At 69.0% G+C, this 17,250-nt stretch carries 14 protein-coding genes and 2 pseudogenes; 9 read left to right on the forward strand and 7 right to left on the reverse strand.

Going from position 1 to position 17,250, the window contains the following annotated elements:
* Window positions 1-366 precede the first annotated feature (366 nt).
* Window positions 367-1,194: a carbon-nitrogen hydrolase family protein gene (locus ACFO0C_RS43820; protein ID WP_378072780.1), complete on the forward strand. Its 828-nt coding sequence runs from the start codon at window positions 367-369 to the stop codon at window positions 1,192-1,194.
* 102 nt (window positions 1,195-1,296) lie between these two features.
* Here ACFO0C_RS43820 and ACFO0C_RS43825 read toward each other — a convergent pair whose 3' ends face one another.
* The 3 genes from ACFO0C_RS43825 to ACFO0C_RS43835 form a co-directional block, all read right to left on the reverse strand.
* Window positions 1,297-2,196, reverse strand: a complete 900-nt coding sequence (locus ACFO0C_RS43825) for a conjugal transfer protein TrbL family protein (protein WP_378072781.1) — start codon at window positions 2,194-2,196, stop codon at window positions 1,297-1,299.
* A 1-nt stretch (window position 2,197) separates the two neighbouring features.
* Entirely contained in the window at window positions 2,198-2,479 is a 282-nt protein-coding gene (locus tag ACFO0C_RS43830; protein WP_378072782.1) for a pilin, read from the reverse strand.
* A 276-nt stretch (window positions 2,480-2,755) separates the two neighbouring features.
* On the reverse strand, window positions 2,756-3,088 hold the full coding sequence (locus ACFO0C_RS43835; RefSeq protein ID WP_378072869.1) for an integrase core domain-containing protein: 333 nt from the start codon (window positions 3,086-3,088) through the stop codon (window positions 2,756-2,758).
* Window positions 3,089-3,325: 237 nt separating this feature from the next.
* On the opposite strand from ACFO0C_RS43835, the gene ACFO0C_RS43840 reads away from it, so the two are divergent.
* The 3 genes from ACFO0C_RS43840 to ACFO0C_RS43850 all read left to right on the forward strand — a co-directional run bounded on the left by ACFO0C_RS43840 (window position 3,326) and on the right by ACFO0C_RS43850 (window position 5,882).
* A complete protein-coding gene (locus tag ACFO0C_RS43840) occupies window positions 3,326-4,441 on the forward strand; it encodes a helix-turn-helix domain-containing protein (protein ID WP_378072783.1) in 1,116 nt (371 codons plus the stop codon).
* Between the two features lie 341 nt (window positions 4,442-4,782).
* Entirely contained in the window at window positions 4,783-5,106 is a 324-nt protein-coding gene (locus ACFO0C_RS43845) for a hypothetical protein (RefSeq protein ID WP_378072784.1), read from the forward strand.
* 536 nt (window positions 5,107-5,642) lie between these two features.
* Window positions 5,643-5,882: a DUF397 domain-containing protein gene (locus tag ACFO0C_RS43850; RefSeq protein ID WP_378072785.1), complete on the forward strand. Its 240-nt coding sequence runs from the start codon at window positions 5,643-5,645 to the stop codon at window positions 5,880-5,882.
* A 761-nt stretch (window positions 5,883-6,643) separates the two neighbouring features.
* Here ACFO0C_RS43850 and ACFO0C_RS43855 read toward each other — a convergent pair.
* Together ACFO0C_RS43855 and ACFO0C_RS43860 are read right to left on the reverse strand one after the other, a co-directional pair.
* Window positions 6,644-6,883, reverse strand: a complete 240-nt coding sequence (locus tag ACFO0C_RS43855; RefSeq protein WP_378072786.1) for a hypothetical protein — start codon at window positions 6,881-6,883, stop codon at window positions 6,644-6,646.
* A 1,069-nt stretch (window positions 6,884-7,952) separates the two neighbouring features.
* A complete protein-coding gene (locus ACFO0C_RS43860; protein ID WP_378072787.1) occupies window positions 7,953-8,636 on the reverse strand; it encodes a hypothetical protein in 684 nt (227 codons plus the stop codon).
* A 1,711-nt stretch (window positions 8,637-10,347) separates the two neighbouring features.
* Between ACFO0C_RS43860 and ACFO0C_RS43865 the strand changes: the two are divergent.
* The 3 genes and pseudogenes from ACFO0C_RS43865 to ACFO0C_RS43875 form a co-directional block, all read left to right on the forward strand.
* Window positions 10,348-12,546, forward strand: a pseudogene (locus ACFO0C_RS43865) (HEAT repeat domain-containing protein); the annotation flags it as partial.
* 105 nt (window positions 12,547-12,651) lie between these two features.
* A pseudogene (locus tag ACFO0C_RS43870) lies at window positions 12,652-13,089 on the forward strand (HEAT repeat domain-containing protein); the annotation flags it as partial.
* Between the two features lie 348 nt (window positions 13,090-13,437).
* Entirely contained in the window at window positions 13,438-13,761 is a 324-nt protein-coding gene (locus tag ACFO0C_RS43875; protein ID WP_378072788.1) for a hypothetical protein, read from the forward strand.
* Here ACFO0C_RS43875 and ACFO0C_RS43880 read toward each other — a convergent pair.
* Complete coding sequence (locus ACFO0C_RS43880) at window positions 13,736-14,473, reverse strand: hypothetical protein (protein ID WP_378072789.1); 738 nt, start codon at window positions 14,471-14,473, stop codon at window positions 13,736-13,738. The genes ACFO0C_RS43875 and ACFO0C_RS43880 overlap by 26 nt on opposite strands.
* Before the next feature lie 634 nt (window positions 14,474-15,107).
* Here ACFO0C_RS43880 and ACFO0C_RS43885 point away from each other — a divergent pair.
* Together ACFO0C_RS43885 and ACFO0C_RS43890 are read left to right on the forward strand one after the other, a co-directional pair.
* Complete coding sequence (locus tag ACFO0C_RS43885; RefSeq protein ID WP_378072790.1) at window positions 15,108-15,377, forward strand: hypothetical protein; 270 nt, start codon at window positions 15,108-15,110, stop codon at window positions 15,375-15,377.
* A 163-nt stretch (window positions 15,378-15,540) separates the two neighbouring features.
* The gene (locus ACFO0C_RS43890) at window positions 15,541-15,984 is read left to right on the forward strand and encodes a hypothetical protein (RefSeq protein WP_378072791.1); all 444 of its coding nucleotides are present in this window, start codon (window positions 15,541-15,543) and stop codon (window positions 15,982-15,984) included.
* 459 nt (window positions 15,985-16,443) lie between these two features.
* Here the strand turns inward: ACFO0C_RS43890 and ACFO0C_RS43895 are convergent, their stop codons facing one another.
* The gene (locus ACFO0C_RS43895; RefSeq protein ID WP_378072792.1) at window positions 16,444-17,172 is read right to left on the reverse strand and encodes a DUF6193 family natural product biosynthesis protein; all 729 of its coding nucleotides are present in this window, start codon (window positions 17,170-17,172) and stop codon (window positions 16,444-16,446) included.
* Window positions 17,173-17,250: the final 78 nt, after the last annotated feature.

Here is a 17,250-nt window from a genome sequence, read left to right on the forward strand (position 1 = left end):
TTGCCGGTGTTGCCCGGACCCGGCCGCACCCCGGCCGCCGCGCTGGAGTTGATCCGCCGGCACAGCGCCACCCACACCAACGAACAGCTCTCCCAGATGCTCAAGGCCGCTGACCTGCGCACCGGCCGTGGCCACAGGCTGGACCGCTGCCGCTGTCGCCCGGGTTCACGCCTCCTACACCATCCGCGGACCCCGCACCGTCGCCGTTTAAGACGGCGAAGTCAGCGTCAAGCAAGCCGCCGCTGAACTCGGCATCCCGGCCGACGCGGTCGACTGAAACCGGGCCAGACGGCTGGTCAGCAGTAGACCTGCGCACCACACGCCGGACCACAACTCATGCCAGAACCGATGTGGAACGATGCCGCGATGACGATCCGGGTCGCCACCACACAACCAGCAGGAAGCGCTGACAGCAGAGAAAACGGCAGGAAAGCTCGCGCGTTGATGCGTCAAGCCGCTGCTGAGCAGGTCAGGCTGATCCAGTTCCCGGAGGGTTTCCTGTCCGGCTACGCCAAGGAGCAGATCGCCGACTGGAGCGACGTCGACTGGGCTGCCGTCCGTGACGAACTCAGCAAGACCGCCGCCCTCGCAGCGGAGCTGCGGATATGGGTCGTGCTCGGCTCGGCCCACCCATTGACAGCACCGCACCGGCCGCACAACAGCCTCTACGTGATTTCCGACCAGGGTCAAATCAGCACGCGCTACGACAAACGCTTCTGTTCGAACACCGAGATCACCCGCTTCTACAGCCCGGGCTTCGAGCCGGTGGTGTTCGACGTCGACGGCTATCGGTTCGGCTGCGCGATCTGCATCGAGATCAACTTTCCCCAACTGTTCGCCGAGTACGAACGTCTCGGGGTTGACTGCCTCCTGCTGTCGGCCTGGCCCGTCGACTCGATCTTCTTCCTCAAGGCCCAGGCGCACGCCGCGATCAACAACTACTGGCTCAGCCTGTCGGTCCCCGCGCAGAGCGCCCACCTGATGCCCTCCGCCATCTTCGGGCCTGACGGCAGCCGCCTGACCTCCACCGGCGGGGACAGCGAGCTGGCCGTCATCTCTCTGGACCGAAACGCTCCCGAGTTCCACATAGCGCTCGATCTCGCCCGCCCGTGGCGCGCCGAGGCGAACCGTGGAGACATCTACCGGACTCGTCGCGTCGACGACCCCCGAAGCGCGGATCGATCCTGCACATAGCCAACAGGACTCGCCAGCAGGCTTCGCTCAGCAGTGACACATCCGGCCCGGCATTCGAAGGACCACAGACTTGGCGACTCTGATCCCGCCGAACGGTTCGGGTCAGCGGCCGGGCAGCCCCAGCCGTCGGGTGACCGCCTGCATCAGCACCGCCCGCACCATCACCCCGGCGTTGGTCGACGGTTGCTGGATGAGATAGCGGCCGACGAGTTTCGGGATCCGGGCGGCGACCATCAGCAGGCACAAGGCGATGAGCAGGTTCGCCACCTGCATGCCGGAGGAGTCCGGAAGGTCGAGCAGCTGCGGGATCACCGGCGCCGGGCCGGAGATCAGGCCGGCGCCGAGGGTCAGGAACACCGCCTGCAACGCCGGCACCGTCAGACAGCCGGCCAGGGTGCGCCACCACAACACGGCCACCGGCTGGGTCTGCGGCAGACCGTGGCACGCCAGCGCCACCGGCGCGAGCCCGGCCAGCACGATCAGCACCGCGATCCGGGTGAAACAGCCGAGCAGCAGCTGCACGAACAGGACCGCCACCACCAGCCCGATCACCGTGACCAGCAGCATCGTCGCCTGATGCGCCCGCGCCGGCTCCAGCTGATCGCGGACCTGCTCGACCACCCGCGGCCCCGCGGCGGCTTCACCGGCCAGCGACGACGTGACCGCGTTCGCGACCTCGATCAGCAGCCGGCACGCCTCGACACCGAAGTTGGCCGCGACGAACCCGAACACCAGCCGCGGCAGCAGATCCTTCACCGCGAACCGTGACTCCACACCGCCGGTGAACTGCATCAACCCGGCCGCGGTCACCGCCAGCACGTAGACGGCGTCGACGACCGCCAGCGACCAGCCGGCCAGCTGCTGCACCTGCGGCAACCCGGTCACGTCCGGCGACACGAAGAACCGGGCGGTCATCAACGCCAGCAACTCGCCCAGCACGGCGAGGGTCTTCTCGGCCAGCCACTCCAGGAACCAGTCGTACAGCCAGCCCTGACCGAACACCTCAGCCGCCGATGATGCCCTGCAACACCTGCAGGATCACCGGCGCCAGTACGGCCAGAGCGTAGCCGATCAACGCCGACCGGAAGTTCGCCTTGGCCTGCTCCACCTGTGCCGGATCACCACCGGCAGCGGTGTACCGCAGTCCGGCGATCACCAGGAACAGCGTCGCCACCGCCACCAGAATCCCCATGATCCACAACCGGATCCCGTCGACGACCTGGGGCAGGGTCTTGGCCGCCAACACCTCCGGCGGCAGTACGGCGAACACCTCGTACATGTGCATGAGCGGTCTCCACAGACTCGTGTCGAGACCGCCCCGGCAGCTTGCAGGGCCGGCTGGGGCGTTCCTGCCTACGGCAGAGCGAAGGTCGGTAGGTGGTACGCCGGAACCGGCCGGCCCGGGGTCGCTGCCGGAGCGGGCACACCCGCATCGGGCATGCACCCACCCAGATCCGGCCTGTCAGGTCCCACGAACCCCACCCCGACCTGACACGACCTGACCGAAACCAACAACGGCGCTGCGTCTGCGAGCCTTACCCCCGGAACTTGGACACGGGGGTTATGCGGCTTGTGTGACGGTAGCTGATCTTTCTTGGGTCCGCTCGTAGGTGATCGGGGACTGCTGTCCGAGCCGGGAGTGGCGGCGGGCGGTGTTGTAGCGATGCAGCCAGCGGAAGCTGGTGAGCCGGGCGTCGCGTTCGTCGGTGAACGCGCGGCGGCCTTGCAGGGTCTCGCGTTCGAAGGTCGCGTTGAACGACTCCGCCAGGGCGTTGTCGGCCGAGCTACCGACCTTGCTCATCGAATGCCGGACCCCAACCGCCGCGCAGGCGGCGGCGAAGGCCCTCGAGGTGTACTGAGCTCCGTGGTCGCTGTGGAAGATCGCTCCGGCCAGGCTGCCCCCGGGTTCGCCGGGCGGCGGTGAGCGCGTCGGTGATCAAGTCGGTGCGCATGTGGTGCCGCCAGTGTGGACGGATGATCAGCGTCGAAGTCTGGCCGGTTGGTCGACCCGCGTAGCGAACCGGCCGACCAGCTCGTTGACGTGGCGTACTGTCGATGGCGGCGGCCGGTGTCTTGCGGCCCGGCCGCCGCCACCCTGACCGCAAGCAGGGGATGTGACGCCGTGAACCCCATGACGTTCGGCGACCAGCTCCGCGCCCTCCGAGAGAGCCGCGGAATGACGCTGCGCCAGCTGGCCGACCGCAGCCACCACTCCAAGAGCAAACTCTCCAACTGGGAACACAACCGGCTGCCCCTGCCCACCCGGGACGAGGCCGTCGCGCTCGACAGCGTTCTCGACGCCGACGGCACCCTTCTCGCCGCAATCCAGGCGCCGGGCCTCAACGGCGACCGAGACCGCATCGCCTACGTCACCGACAAGCCGCGCGCCGTCGACCCCACCACCATCACCGCCCTCCATGGCGCCCTCGCCAACATGCGCCGCCTCGAAGACACGCTCGGCGCCGGACGGCTGCTCGTCATCACCGCCGAACCGCTTCGCCTCGTCGAACAACTCGCCGACGAAGCCGTAGGCGACCTCCGACCCGCCGTCGTTGATCTCGCCGGCCAGTGGTCACAGTTCGCCGGCTGGCTCCGTGCCGCCGCTGGCCGGCCGGATGAGGCCCGGGAGAAGTACGTTCAGGCGCTTGAGCACGCCGAGGAGGTTGCGGCGACGTCGACCCTGCCAACGGCTGCGGACCTCATTGCCACTGCTCTGTCGATGCGTGGAAACCTGGCGTGGAAGGCCCGCAAGCCGGGACCGCTGGTCGGCCTATCGGCGGCGGCCGCCGCAAAGAGCCGCAGCCCCGGCGTTCGGGCGATGGCCGCCCAGCAGGAGGCGCGAGGGCATGCTCTTCTTGGCGACGGCACCGCGGTGGACCGGCTCCTCGAGGTCGCTGAGACGCTGATGGCCTCCGCCCGGGAGCACCCGGATGAAGAGCCCCCGTGGATCTACTTCTACTCGCCGGGCTACCTCGACATGCAGCGTGGTCTGGCGTTCCGTCTCCTCGGCCGGCGGGCCGCAGCGATCGAAGCGCTGACGGCCGGCTTGGAGGTGGCCGCCGGCGGCGAGGTTGCTGGTGCCGAGTTCGTGGCGACCTACAAGCTGGCGCTCGCTGAGGCGCATCTGGAAGGCGGGAACCTGGACGTGGCGCGGCGGCTCCTGGACGAGGCGCGGGCAACGGTGACGGCGACAGGCTCGGCGACCCTGGCGGGTGACGTCGCCAGGGTTGAGGCGCGGCTGCCCTGAACTGCGTCCACGTCTGGTCGTCCTGTCCATGGACAAGGCATGGACAGGCTGGTCCTCCACTGGTGGTGATCCTTCGGTGACGATCAGGTCTGCGGCGGCGGGCAGCGCGACCGTGGGAAGGACCCGTAGCCCGTCGTCGCCCCAGATCGGCGGCGGGCGCACCCGTGTAGCGTCCGCCGCCCCTGACGTGGGGAGGCCGGGGTGTTCGCGGAACTCAGAAGCCGCATGAGGTGGCGGCGCCGCCTGCGCGAGGCACGCGCCTGGCAGGCCGCCGAACGCGTGCAGGCCGCTGAACACAGTGCCGCGGTCCGGCGCATCCTCGACCGGGCAGGGCGGGCCGCATGAGCCTCCGCGACTATCCGCCCGGCGCGGTTTTCCACACGTCGTCCTGCCCCGACATCGATGGGCACTCCGCGCCGAGCTTCGAGGTGCTGCGGGCGGTCGCCGAGAACCCGTCACACCGGTACTGCCTGTGCACCGGAGGCGGCCCCGACCAGGCCCCGTACGTCGTCATCGAACGCGTCGACTACGGACCGCACATCTACGTGCCGTCATCCAACCGGCCACGCGACGCCGTCCGGGCGCTGTGCCGGACGTGCCGTGGTACCCACGGCGAGACGGCTACCGGCGCGCAGCCGCCAACCCTGATCGTTCCTCGTGGCTAGCCGCGCGGGGCTGCCGCCGATCGACACCGTGGAGCAGCGCGTCGCCCTCGCCGAGTCCAACCGGCAGGTCCTCGCCGAACGGTGCGGCTGGCCGGCCGGGCACCTCGAGGCGTGCGAGCAGGTCGACGCTACCCGGCCGGGCTGGCACACCACCTGGCACCGCGCGAACCCAGGTCCGCCGGGGTTCGAACACCCGGCCGGGTTCATGGCGTTTCTCCGTTCACCCCGCGACGGCCGCCCACTGTGTGATGCCCGCGGCGAGACGGTCGCCGACCTGCTGGCCGACATGGCACGCGCCCCCGCTGCTGTGCACCTGCCGTACCGGGTGACGTGGAACTGCCGGGCATGCGGCCAAGCATGGCCGTGCGATCCGGCCTGCGAGTATCTGCTCGCGTCGACTCGGAGGCGCGCTGATCTGCTTGTGCGGTTGGCGGCCGAACTGGAGGAGGCGACGCTCGTCCTTGACGGGCCGTACCTCTATGACCGATTCGTCGGCTGGGCACGCCGGCCCGGCCGGGAACAGGAAGGCAGCACTCATGGAAATCGCGTACAAGGGCATGATGGTCAACCCGCTGGAGCTGGCTGACGCCACTTGGACGAAGAGCACCAAGTCAGGCCCGAACTGCGACAACTGCGTGGAGGTGGCGTTCGTCGGGCAGGCGGTCGCAGTCCGCGACAGCAAGAACCCGAACGGTCCGGCGCTGCTGTTCACCCCGGGCGAGTGGGACGCGTTTGTCGGCGGTGCGGTTGCTGGCGAGTTCGACCGGAAGAACTGACCACGCGCACTACGGCGGCCGGGGGCGATGGGCGCTCCCGGCCGTTGGCCTAGTCGCCTTCGCCTCCCTCGCCCGGCTCCTTGGCAACATTGGGCCGGTGCTCGCGGATCCGCGCCTCGACGTCGGCGGCTAGCCAGATGCGGCGGCCGCCGATCATGTATGGCGCCTCGGGAAAGACTGGGCGGTCAAACGATGTTCTGTGTCCACTGGCGGGAGTAGCCGAGGCGTGCACGGATCTCGCCGGTGCCGTAGAGGCGGATCGGGCGAGCCAAGCGGCGCTTGGGGGCCATATCGGGCGATGGTATGGCTGTGGATACTGGCGGTAGAGCCAATGACTCCACAGCCAACTGTGCACTCGACTGGCTGACCGCGAGTGGTCAAGTAGTTATGTTTCGTTCAGTGAACGCGAGATCCATTCAACCGTTCGGTTGACTGCCTGTACTCCAACAGCCTCAAAGGGCGCCGCACCTCGTCCGCGCGCAGCCCGGCGTACGCGGCGAGGCGGGTGGTGGTGGTGGTGGTGGTGGTCCAGGGTCCGGCGATCACTCAAGGGCGATCTCCAGCTCCTGGGTGGCGACGGGCTTATGGGATGAGCCGAATCCGTCCTCGGGTGCCCTGACCGTTTCGATCACGTCCGGTCGGTGGTCATGGAAAGTGGCGTCCTAGCGACGCGGGCCGAGTCCTCGACTCTCCGCGAGCCGTCGCCGGGGCGCCGGGTGGTCCCGGGGCGGGCCGCCGGCGAGTCGGCCCACCCCGGGATATCAAGCGCCTCTCGTGATATAGATGCCAGCCACGATCAGCGCACCAAGCATGATCACCCCGAACACTGCCAGCGCCGCCACGGCGAGGGAAGTGTGGATCGCTCCGAGAGCCGAGGCCGTCAATATGCCGATGATCCCGGCGCCAGAGCCCCCGGCGGTTCTGAGCGCTGCCTTGATGACGTCAGGCTCTTGATCGGATCTTTTCTCGCCATGCCCGGGCGGGGTGGCTACCGTGTCCATGCTGTTTCCTTTCATGTGATGTCCGTTGCGCGGCTATCTGTGAACTCGAGCAGCACGGGCGGTCCGTTGCAGCGGGCCGCCCACCGTCTACCTGGTTGCCGTGCTCGTTCTCGGCATGACTGTGGGCTGCTAGATCTATGGCTGGCGATGCCTCCTGTGGATGGGCGGGGCTGTGGACAATGTCGGCACGGACCTGACTCCGTGATATGCCTTCCTGCCTAGTAGGCAGGAAGCAATCCTGTGACATGGTCTTGAAGCCTTACGGGTCATGTAACGGGGCGCCCTGAAGTGGTCGTTCAATTGGGTGCGAGTGATGTGTGTCACGTAGCGTTGGCCGTCGTCGGCCAGTGAGGTGATCCCGTTGCTTCGCCTGGTTGCGAATCGACCATATCGGGTGATCTACGCACCCCAATCATGCCGTGTGCCGGGGTCTCGCCTGTATATCTCTCGGGTCATACCCAACGTCCGACTAGCCGCCGGACTGACCGTGCGGTGAGGTGACTGTGATCCACGGGCACCTATCGGCAACCAGTGAGGAGCGGCTTCAGTGTTAGGGCCTTCGCGTTCAAGGCAAGTCCTGCAACGGCCGTACGCACTTGCGACAGCCTCAGCATCCATGGACCCCTGCCGAGCTCAGGTGCGCCGGACGCGCGATCTCGGAGATCTACGCCGATCGCGACCGCCGCCAGCGTTCGAGCGGACACGAATCGCGGCTGCACCGCAGCGAAGAGACCGGCGGTAACACGGGCCGTGCCCCGCTCCAGCTGGATCTGCGCGAACCGCGCAACGTCGCCTCGGTCGGGACGTCGCCGCACGCGACGACTGGATGACCCCGCTTGGCACCCTGAAGGCCAAGACTTCCTGAAATTCGACCCGGTGAATCTGAACAGCCTGGATCCGCCTGGCTGCCTCGTTCTACCTGACCGGATCGGCGGCCGGCAGCCGACCAGCGGCGCGGTGGATCTGGCGAGAGCCGCAGTCGCTGCCGACCGGAGCCACCCAAGCCAAACACAATCGGGCGATCTGGCTGAGAGTGTTGTGACAGATCTGGTGGAGCGCGAACAGCGGGTCAGGCGTCGTGTGCCTCAACTCGCTCCTGGATCGCGGTCATGAGGTCGGCGAGGAGACGGTCACTGAAGGCACGGGTCACCTGGTTGTGGTTCTGGAACCTGCCGTCTCGTGTCGCCCGGACCCAGCCGGATCCGAGTCCGTCGGTGACGGCGAGGCGTTGTTCGAGGTCCTGATGGCTGGTCATGGCCTGGACCTCTCGCCAGAAGGGCAGCTCGTGCCCGGGCAGCAGCGCCAGCCGCGAGCCGAAGTACACCCGCATCTTCGGCGGGTCGACGGCGATCTCGAGCACGCGAGGGAGTTCGACGTCGAGGGCCTCGGTCAGGCCCTGGAGAACCTCGAGGTCGAAAGCGCGGCGCCGCTCCGCGGCGATCGCGGCGCGCGCCTTGCCGGCTTCGACGTTGGCCTTCTCCGCCTCCTGGGCGGCGGTCCTGCCGATCTGTACCGCCCGCCAGGCGAGATAGATCGAGGCGACGCTGGTCATGATGCCCGCGATGAACGCGACGACGGAGAGCACCAGACCGGCGATCGCGACGCCGTCGGGGCCGGGGTCGTCGACCACCACGACCGGTGCGGGGGAGGCGGTGCCGACCGTAGCGGCCGGGGAGGTGCCCGGCAGCGTGCTGGGCGTGGGTGAGGGAACCATCGACGCAACGGGCGGCGCGCTGGGTGTCGGAGCTGTCACCACTCGATGATGTCGTGTCGAGGCCATGGCGATCAGACGGCGCGGCGGGCCGATTCCCTCCGATGTGGATACGCTGCGGGTCGACTGTGACGACGGTGTGATGGGGTGGGACGGCGTGGCGGCTCGTGACCGGATTCCTCTGACGGTTGTCTCCTCCTCCGGTTCGACGGCCGATACGCAGACATCGGCGGCGTTCATCGCGGCCCGGGACCGGTATGTGCGGCGGCTGCGGGAGCGGTACGGGCGGGTGGATCTGGAGATCCTGATGTCGCCGGCCGATCCGGAGAATCATCCGGCCATGCTGCTGGAACGGGTGTTCGTGGCGCAGCAGGCGCGTTCGGATCCGCCGCCGGTCGAGGTGCCACGGGAGGTGTGGCAGCGGCTGGCCGAGGCCGGGCACGCGGATGACGCGCATCTGCCCGAGCAGGTCGACCGGGACACGCTGGAGGCGGCGCTGCGTGCCTACCGGGAGCGGCCGTGCCGCCCGGTGCTGGAGGTGATCGCCGAGCCTGCCGGACATAGGGTGGTGTTACTGGGCGATCCGGGGGCGGGTAAGTCGACGCTGGCCCGCTACCTGCTCCTCATGCTGGCCGCCGCCGGTGACCCGCGCCGGGACACCGGTGTCGCCCAGGAGCCGGCCGGGTTGTCGGGATGTCTGCCGCTTCTGGTGGAACTGCGCACCTACGCCGAGCCGGGATGGCGAGCCGGACGCGACAAGGGTGACGGATCGTTTCTGGACCTGATCGATCATCTGCACGGCAGCCAGGACGTGGGTCTGCCGCGGTCGGTGCTGGAACCGTACCTGGACTCCGGTGGCGCGGCCGTGGTGGTCTTCGACGGGTTGGACGAGGTGTTCGACCCCCGGCTTCGGGAGCAGGTCACCAAGGAGATCGAAGGGTTCGCCGCCCGCTACCGGCAGGTCCGGGTGGTGGTGACCTCCCGGGTGATCGGCTACCGGCGGCAGCTGTTGGACGCCGCCGGTTTCGGGCACTGGATGCTGCAGGACCTCGATCCGGGCCAGGTCCAGACCTTCATCACCGGATGGTACGACCAGTCCTGCCCGGGGGACCGGGGCGAGGCGATCCGGCTGCGGGATCGGCTGCTGTCCGCGGTCACCGCCTCACCCGCGGTCGGTGAGCTGGCCGGCAACCCGATGCTGCTGACGATTCTGGCCATCATCGGCCGGCGCCGGGAACTACCCCGGGACCGGCTCAGCGTGTACGAGCACGCGGTCACCGTGCTGATCGAGCAGTGGGACGTCAACCGCCATGTGAGTTCCGAGTTCGCGACAGCCGGACGGCAGATCACCGTCGACCTGCTCGACGCCCGTGACAAGCTCGAACTGCTGCAGCTGGTGGCCCGGCACATGCAGGACGCGCCGGAAGGGCTGGCCGGCAACCACGTCCCCGGCCCGAGCCTGATCGACTGGTTCCAGGACTACCTGCAGGAACGTTTCGGGCTGCCGGCCGAACGGTCCATCCCCGCGGCGCGGGCGATGCTCGCCCAGTTCCGGGAACGCAACTTCATCCTGGCCCGATTCGGTTCCGAGGTGTACGGATTCGTCCACCGCGCGTTCCTGGAATACCTGGCCGCCGCCGACCTGACCCGTCGGCTCACCGACTACGACCTCACCCCCGAACAGGTACTCGCCGTCTACGACCAGCACTGGGCCGACCCAGCCTGGGCAGAGGTCCTGCTCCTGCTCACCGGCATGATCCCCGACCGGATCGCCACCCAGGCCATCACCCGGCTCCTGGCCGCCGACCCCTACTGGCGGGTCCGCGACCGGCTCCCACGGCATCTGCTGCTGGCGCTGCAGGCCACTACCGAGATCCGCAAGACCGCGGCCCTGGCCCCTCACGCACCCGCCCTGACCCGGGCCCTGACCAGCCTGCTCGACGAGACCGCCGCCCGCGAGGACCGCTACCAGCGGCCACTTCCCGACGCCGTCGAACGCCTGGCCCCCTACCTGACCGGAGTCTTCGGCCCCACCTGGCCCGCCGCCACCGTCTACCAACACTGGTATCAGCAGGCCAGCCACCGGCTCTTCACGCGCCAGCCGTACACCGCGGCCCGGACCGCCGCGAGCATCCACACCACCCTGATCAGCCACGACCTCGACACCCTGCACCAGGCCACCTCCAACCCGCATTGGGCCACCCGCGAAGCCGCGGTGCGCGCGCTCGCGGCCGGCTGGGCCGATGATCCGGGCACCCTGCCGTTGCTGCGCGGCCGGGCCACCGTGGACGACGACAACGACGTACGGCAGGAGGCGGTCCGCGCGCTGGTGGCCGGCTGGGCTGACGATCCCGGCACCTTGCCGTTGCTGCGCGACCGGGCCACCGCCGACGACGACGGGGACGTCCGGCAGGCGGCGGTCCGCGCGCTGGTGGCGGGCTGGGCCGATGATCCCGGCACGCTGCCGTTGCTACGCGACCGGGCCACCATCGACGCGCACTGGGAGGTCCGGCAGGAGGCGGTCCGCGCGCTCGTGGCCGGCTGGCCTGATGATCCCGGCACCCTGCCCTGGCTACGTGACCAGGCCACCAACGACGACAACTACGGCGTCCGGCAGGAGGCGGTCCGCGCGCTCGTAGCCGGCTGGGCCGACGACCCCGGCACCCTGCCCTGGCTACGCGACCGGGCCACCATCGACGATCACTGGGACGTACGGCAGGAGGCGGTCCGCGCTCTGGTGGCCGGCTGGGCCGACGACCCCGGCACCTTCCCGCTGCTACGGGATCGGGCCACCATCGACGCACACTGGGAGGTCCGGCAGGAAGCGGTCCGCGCACTCGTGGCCGGCTGGGCCGACGACCCCGGCACGCAGCCCTGGCTACGGGACCGGGCCACCAACGACGACAACTACGGCGTCCGGCAGGAGGCGATGCGCGCCCTGGTGGCCGGCTGGGCCGACGACCCCGACACCCTGCCCTGGCTTCGGTACCGGGCCGCCATCGACGCGCACTGGGATGTGCGTCAGGAGGCGGTCCGCGCGCTCGCGCTCGGCTGGCCCGACGACGCCGGCACGCTGCCGTTGCTGCGCGACCGGGCCACCATCGACGACGACAACGATGTGCGTCAGGAGGCGGTCCGCGCGATCGTGGCGGGCTGGCCTGATGATCCCGGCACGCTGCCCTGGCTGCGCGATCGCGCCACGGACGACGACAACTACGATGTGCGTCAGGAGGCGGTCCGCGCGATCGCGGCCGGCTGGGCCGACGACGCTGGCACCCTCCTACTAATACGCGACCGGGCCACCGACGACGACAACTGGGCGGTGCGTCAGGAAGCGGTCCGCGCGATCGCGGCCGGCTGGCCCGGCGACACCGAGACCCTGCCACTGCTGCGCGACCGGGCCACCACCGACGATCACTGGGCGGTCCGTCAGGAAGCGGTCCGCGCGATCGCGGCCGGTTGGGCCGATGACCCCGGCACACTGCCGTTGCTGCGTGATCGAGCCACCATCGACGGGCACTGGGAGGTGCGGCAGGAGGCGGTCCGCGCGCTCGTGGCGGGCTGGGCCGACGACCCCGACACCCTGCCCTGGCTGCGCGAACGCGCAACCACCGACGACGACAACTGGGCGGTGCGGCAGGCGGCGATCCGCGCTCTGGTGGCGGGCTGGGCCGATGATCCCGGCACCCTGCCGTTGCTGCGCGACCAGGCCACCATCGACGATCACTGGGAGGTGCGTCAGGAAGCGGTGCGCGCGATCGCGGCAGGCTGGGCCGGCGATGTCGGCACGCTGCCGTTGCTGCGTGATCGCGCGACCACTGACGAGGACGAGGATGTGCGTCAGGAGGCGGTCCGCGCGCTGGTGGCGGGCTGGGCCGATGATCCCGGCACCCTGCCGCTGCTACGCGATCGCGCTACCACCGACGAGGACGAGGATGTGCGTCAGGAGGCTGTCCGCGCCCTTGTCGCCGGCCGGGCCGATGATCCCGGCACCCTGCCGCTGCTGAGCGACCGGGCCACCACCGACGGGCACTGGGCAGTGCGGCAGGAGGCGGTCCGGGCGATCGCGGCCGGCTGGCCCGGTGACGCCGGCACCCTGCCGCTGCTGCGTGATCGGGCCACCACCGACAGGCACTGGGCGGTGCGGCAGGAGGCGGTCCGGGCGATCGCGGCCGGCTGGGCCGATGATCCCGAGACGCTGCCGCTGCTGCGCGACCGGGCCACCATCGACGATCACTGGGCGGTGCGTCAGGAAGCGGTACGGGCGATCGCCGCCGGCTGGCCCGACGACCCCGACACCCTGCCCTGGCTGCGCGAACGCGCCACCACCGACAAGGACGAAGATGTCCGGCAGGCAGCGGTGCGTGCGCTCGCGGCCGGCTGGCCCGACGACCCCAGCACCCTGCCGCTGCTGCGCGATCGCGCCACCGCCGACGACAACAACGACGTGCGTGAGGCAGCCGAGGAAGCGATCGTACGGCTGGTTGCGGGATGACTTCGATGGTCAGGCACCATCGGCGCTGGTACCGGCCCCCGATTTCCGGGCCGGCCAAAGGCCGACCGCCGGACACTGTCGAGATCCGCTACCTTCAGGCTCGCCGTAGCTTCGGGATCACCAGTGCGTTGAGCTCGCCAGGCTGCGACAACGACCGTTGTCGCAGCCGGACTCGTGTCAAAAGGGCGTGACAACAGTCGCTGTCGGGCCTGTTTCGTGTCGAACAGGTGCGACAACGTTCGTTGTCGCAGCCGCCGGACGGCCCGACAGAGACAAACGCGGCTGACAACGACCGTTGCCGCACCGATAATGCATCGACAACGATCATTGTCGACCGACGGGGGCCGCATGACCGACATCGCACCGCCGCTCACACCCGCAGACCGCCGCCGCATCACCGACGCCATCGACGAATTGACCGTCCGGATCGCACGGCAACTCTGCGCCGACAACCCGCACGCCAGCGAACGCGACGTACGCCTGGCCGTCCTGACCGCCACCCACCTGCTGCACACCGAACTCGGCACCCAACTCGACCAAGCCGCCCACGGCGCGGCCCGGGCCGGCGCCGGCTACGTCGAGATCGGCACCGCCACCGGAATGAGCCGCCAGGGCGCCCGCCGCCGCTGGCCCGGCCTGGCCGACCTCAGCCGCGGCGCCCGCCAACCCTGACCGCCGGCAGCGCCAGATCGCCCCGGTGCAGCGCCGCCACCAGCTTGAGCTCGGCCCGCCGGCGCCGCATCCGCACCACCGAACCCGACTCGCCACCAGCGGCCGCGATCTGCTCGATCAGCACGTCACCGAGCCGGGTCGCACCGATCAGATCAGCCTGATCGGCGGTGAGAACACCGGCCCGCACCGCCCGGCCGAGCACGATGTCGGGATGCCCGTACGGGCGGCGCGGCGACCGCGAACCGACCGCGACATCGGCCGGGAGTTCCAGCAGACTGTCGGTCTTACGGGCCTGGTCACCGGCTCGCCACGCCGCCCAGCACAGCCGCAACCACACCCGCGGCGGCACCAGATCAGCCGTCCGTACCGCAGCCAGGAACCCGGCCATCAGCTCCGAATCGATGTCGTCGGCCATCCCGGGAGCGGCGACGCGTAGCCGGGCGGCCATCCGGGTCAGGCCCGGCAACGCGACACCGACCGCACCGACCACCCACGCCGGACCGTCATCACGCGCCCGAACAGCGAGCGTGCGCCACACCGGGTCGGACACCTCCGACCCGGCACCGGCTACGAGCAGGGTGCGCAGTTCATCCAACGGCAGCAGCCGGTCGGGCAGACCGGCCACCGGACGGCCGTCGAACACCAGAGGCGCAGGCTGACAGACCAGCAGCCGGAACGCGTCCTCAGCAACAGACAGGGCAGTACGCGACATGGTTCGTACTCCGTAGGGTCGACAGCATTCAGCGGCCCCATTGCTTCACGGCCCCCTGTCACAACCAGACAGATCTCCGCTGGTCGCAGCCTTGTCAGCGATCCGGCACCGGGCCGTAGCGACTCGTTGCGATGGGAGGAACCCTGCCGATGGCGGCGCGTTTCACAGCAGGCGAGGCCCCCGTCTTAAGTTCTCTTGAAGCCGGAAAATCTCGAAGAGGCTTCAACCATCGGCGCGTGGGCTCCGTACTGCTGATAAACGCGGGATGGAACTCTACAAATCTCGGTGGATGTTCGATCCGTTGGTGGCTCGGAACGCGTACTTCAATCTATGCGAACCGCTGCGCGCTCCATGAAGAGTCACATGACACCTCGCCCACCAGCCCCTTGCTCTGCCCGTGACGGACCCAGCTGGTGCCTGTCGAGTCCCACCACATCAGCTGGCCTCGCTGTCGCTCCGGGCGACCCCGCGGAGGTGACGGCCCGTCCCCCGGCAGGGACGGGCCGTCCAGCCGCCCCCGCAAGCAGCACCTTTCACGGCTTCCACCCGAAGGAACGACATGGCCAACGATACTGACCCGAGGTCCCCTGGCCAGCTCAGCAAAGCCTCTGGCTCAGGAAACGACCCGTCTTCGGTGATCAAGACGGCACTCAAGAGCGCCGCCGCATCCGCCACCGGTCTCGCGGCCTTCCTGAGCGCGGCTGCCTACGGCGACGCCCCTGAACGCCCGATCATCGTCGTCGCCGTGATCTTCGGCGTGATCATGGTCGGATCTTTGCTGGTTGCCGCGGTCCACGCCCTGAGCTTCGTCGCTGAACGCCTGGCCATCACCATGACCATCGTCTTCGGTGTCGTACTGATCGCGGCGCTGATCGTGCTGGCCAACTACCTGAGCCGCGGATGAACACGGGCGGGCCGGGACCACTGACGGCCCGCCCGGACATCACCTTGCAGCTGCCCTGACAGGTCCGGTCAGGAGCTGTCAGGTGCGGCTGTCGTGCGTGGGGGCCGACAGCGCGGTTCTGGGACACGTCAATGTGTCCCACCGCGCTTGGAGCTACCGGCTCATGAACAACACCACCGAACCCACCCCGGTGCCGATCACTGTCTGGCACGTTCCCGCGGCAAGGGTGGGGGAGACGCTGTCGCTGCCGCTGGCGCACCGGCTGATCGTCACCTACACCCGCGGCCGTCAGGTCATCCTCGACCTCACCGTCGGCGAACAACTCGCCGCCGCTGCCGACGCACGGCACCGCCGGCACACACGACACCGCAGCGCGAGAGAGCCCGACCGGCCGGCGTTGACCGTCGCCACCGGCGCTGATGCGACCGCAGTGATGGCCGGCTGTCCGATCCGGCTGGCCGTGGTCCTGCCCGGCGTGGACTTCAGCGTCAACCAGACGCTCATCGCCGCCGCCGACGATGCCGGACTCATCTACCGCGACCGCGTCGTCGCCGTCCACGACGACCTGACCGTCCACACCGACATCCTGGTGTTCACCGGACGCTGACAGCACGGTTTACCAGGCCTGTCAGGCCGGTCCGCTACCGTCGCCGCACGTCTTCTCCTGCACCATAACTGTTCCTGCTGGAGTCCCAGCTGCCGTGACCCGGTGACAGCCCACCACCTCGTGGTCGGCCACCGACGTCGCCTGCTGAGCTCCAGCACATCCCACACACCGTCTGCGAGGACGGCCGCCCCGAGGTGGCCGTCCTCGTCGGCATGCCCACGAAAGGAGCGCCGCCAACCGGTAACACCGGGATATTCGGACCCCCGGAATAGGTCGTGTTTGAACAGGCCAGCGCCGTGATGCGCGTGCTTCTTGACATCGAGCTTGGTACGGAGGGTGGTTATTGGCCTGCGCTCTCCGTGCTGCTCTCCATATAAGTCTGTGTCGTCAGACGGCGCCAGAACTGCCGTGGAGTGAGGCCCCTCGCGGCGTAGCCAGCGCTCGGTGTAGACGATGCGGTCAGCGGTCTTGGTGCGGAGGGCCTTGACCGAGGCCCTCCGGGATTCGATCAACGGCGATGGAGATCGTTTCGGCCGGTGTGGTGACCTGGGCCAGCGCTGGGCCGTTCCACCATTCCTTGACGGTGTAGGCACCTCCTCGGGAAGCCACCAGCGTGGCGAAGCTCGGGGTGAATGGATATGGGGTGGCGGAGAAGCTCAGCTCCCAGTGGCTGGTGTAGGGGTAGAGCCTGCGCAGCTTCGGTTCGGCGTAGGCCGCTTCGATGAGTGCCAAGTACTCGGGCCAGTCAGACTGCTGGGCGTCCTTGAGCGTGTACTGCCACTCCGCGGCGATGACGTCAGCGGGATTGCCGTCCGGCACCTCGAAACGCCCGGTCAGGACGTCGAAAGGCGCAGCCTGGGCGATCTCCCCGAGGCTGGCTCCCTCTGCCCAGCCCAACACCACCCTGGGAAGCAGATGCAGGTCAGGGGTGGTCCCGCTGATCAAGAGCCCGTTGTTCGCCGAGCCCGAAACCCACCATTTCCGCTCGAAGTGCCAGGCCGAAACGAACAGCGCTTCGCGATGTGGGAGAACGCTCGGCATGGTGGCATGACGCACGAGATCGGACGGGGTGGCGATCATGGTGAGAGACAGGCCTTGATCGGCCGCTGCGGCTTGGAGCGCTGCGGCAAGGCTGCCGTGTGCAGCCACGTCCGGATACAAGACAGCCGGGTCTGGCTCTTCCCTCATCGTCAGCTCCGATCAAATGACGGACGAAGACGGATCCTAACCGCGACAGCCGCTGGGCCCTTCAAGATCGGCCATCTG

This window comes from Actinoplanes subglobosus, assembly GCF_042650585.1.
In the GTDB taxonomy this organism is placed as follows: Bacteria; Actinomycetota; Actinomycetes; order Mycobacteriales; family Micromonosporaceae; genus Actinoplanes; species Actinoplanes subglobosus.

Coding starts and splice junctions, on each gene's coding strand:
- ACFO0C_RS43890 (WP_378072791.1), top strand. CDS start 15,541: ATGAACAACACCACCGAACCCACCCCGGTGCCGATCACTGTCTGGCAC.
- ACFO0C_RS43830 (WP_378072782.1), bottom strand. CDS start 2,479: ATGCACATGTACGAGGTGTTCGCCGTACTGCCGCCGGAGGTGTTGGCG.
- ACFO0C_RS43850 (WP_378072785.1), top strand. CDS start 5,643: ATGGAAATCGCGTACAAGGGCATGATGGTCAACCCGCTGGAGCTGGCT.
- ACFO0C_RS43855 (WP_378072786.1), bottom strand. CDS start 6,883: ATGGACACGGTAGCCACCCCGCCCGGGCATGGCGAGAAAAGATCCGAT.
- ACFO0C_RS43875 (WP_378072788.1), top strand. CDS start 13,438: ATGACCGACATCGCACCGCCGCTCACACCCGCAGACCGCCGCCGCATC.
- ACFO0C_RS43820 (WP_378072780.1), top strand. CDS start 367: ATGACGATCCGGGTCGCCACCACACAACCAGCAGGAAGCGCTGACAGC.
- ACFO0C_RS43845 (WP_378072784.1), top strand. CDS start 4,783: ATGAGCCTCCGCGACTATCCGCCCGGCGCGGTTTTCCACACGTCGTCC.
- ACFO0C_RS43880 (WP_378072789.1), bottom strand. CDS start 14,473: ATGTCGCGTACTGCCCTGTCTGTTGCTGAGGACGCGTTCCGGCTGCTG.
- ACFO0C_RS43895 (WP_378072792.1), bottom strand. CDS start 17,172: ATGAGGGAAGAGCCAGACCCGGCTGTCTTGTATCCGGACGTGGCTGCA.
- ACFO0C_RS43840 (WP_378072783.1), top strand. CDS start 3,326: ATGACGTTCGGCGACCAGCTCCGCGCCCTCCGAGAGAGCCGCGGAATG.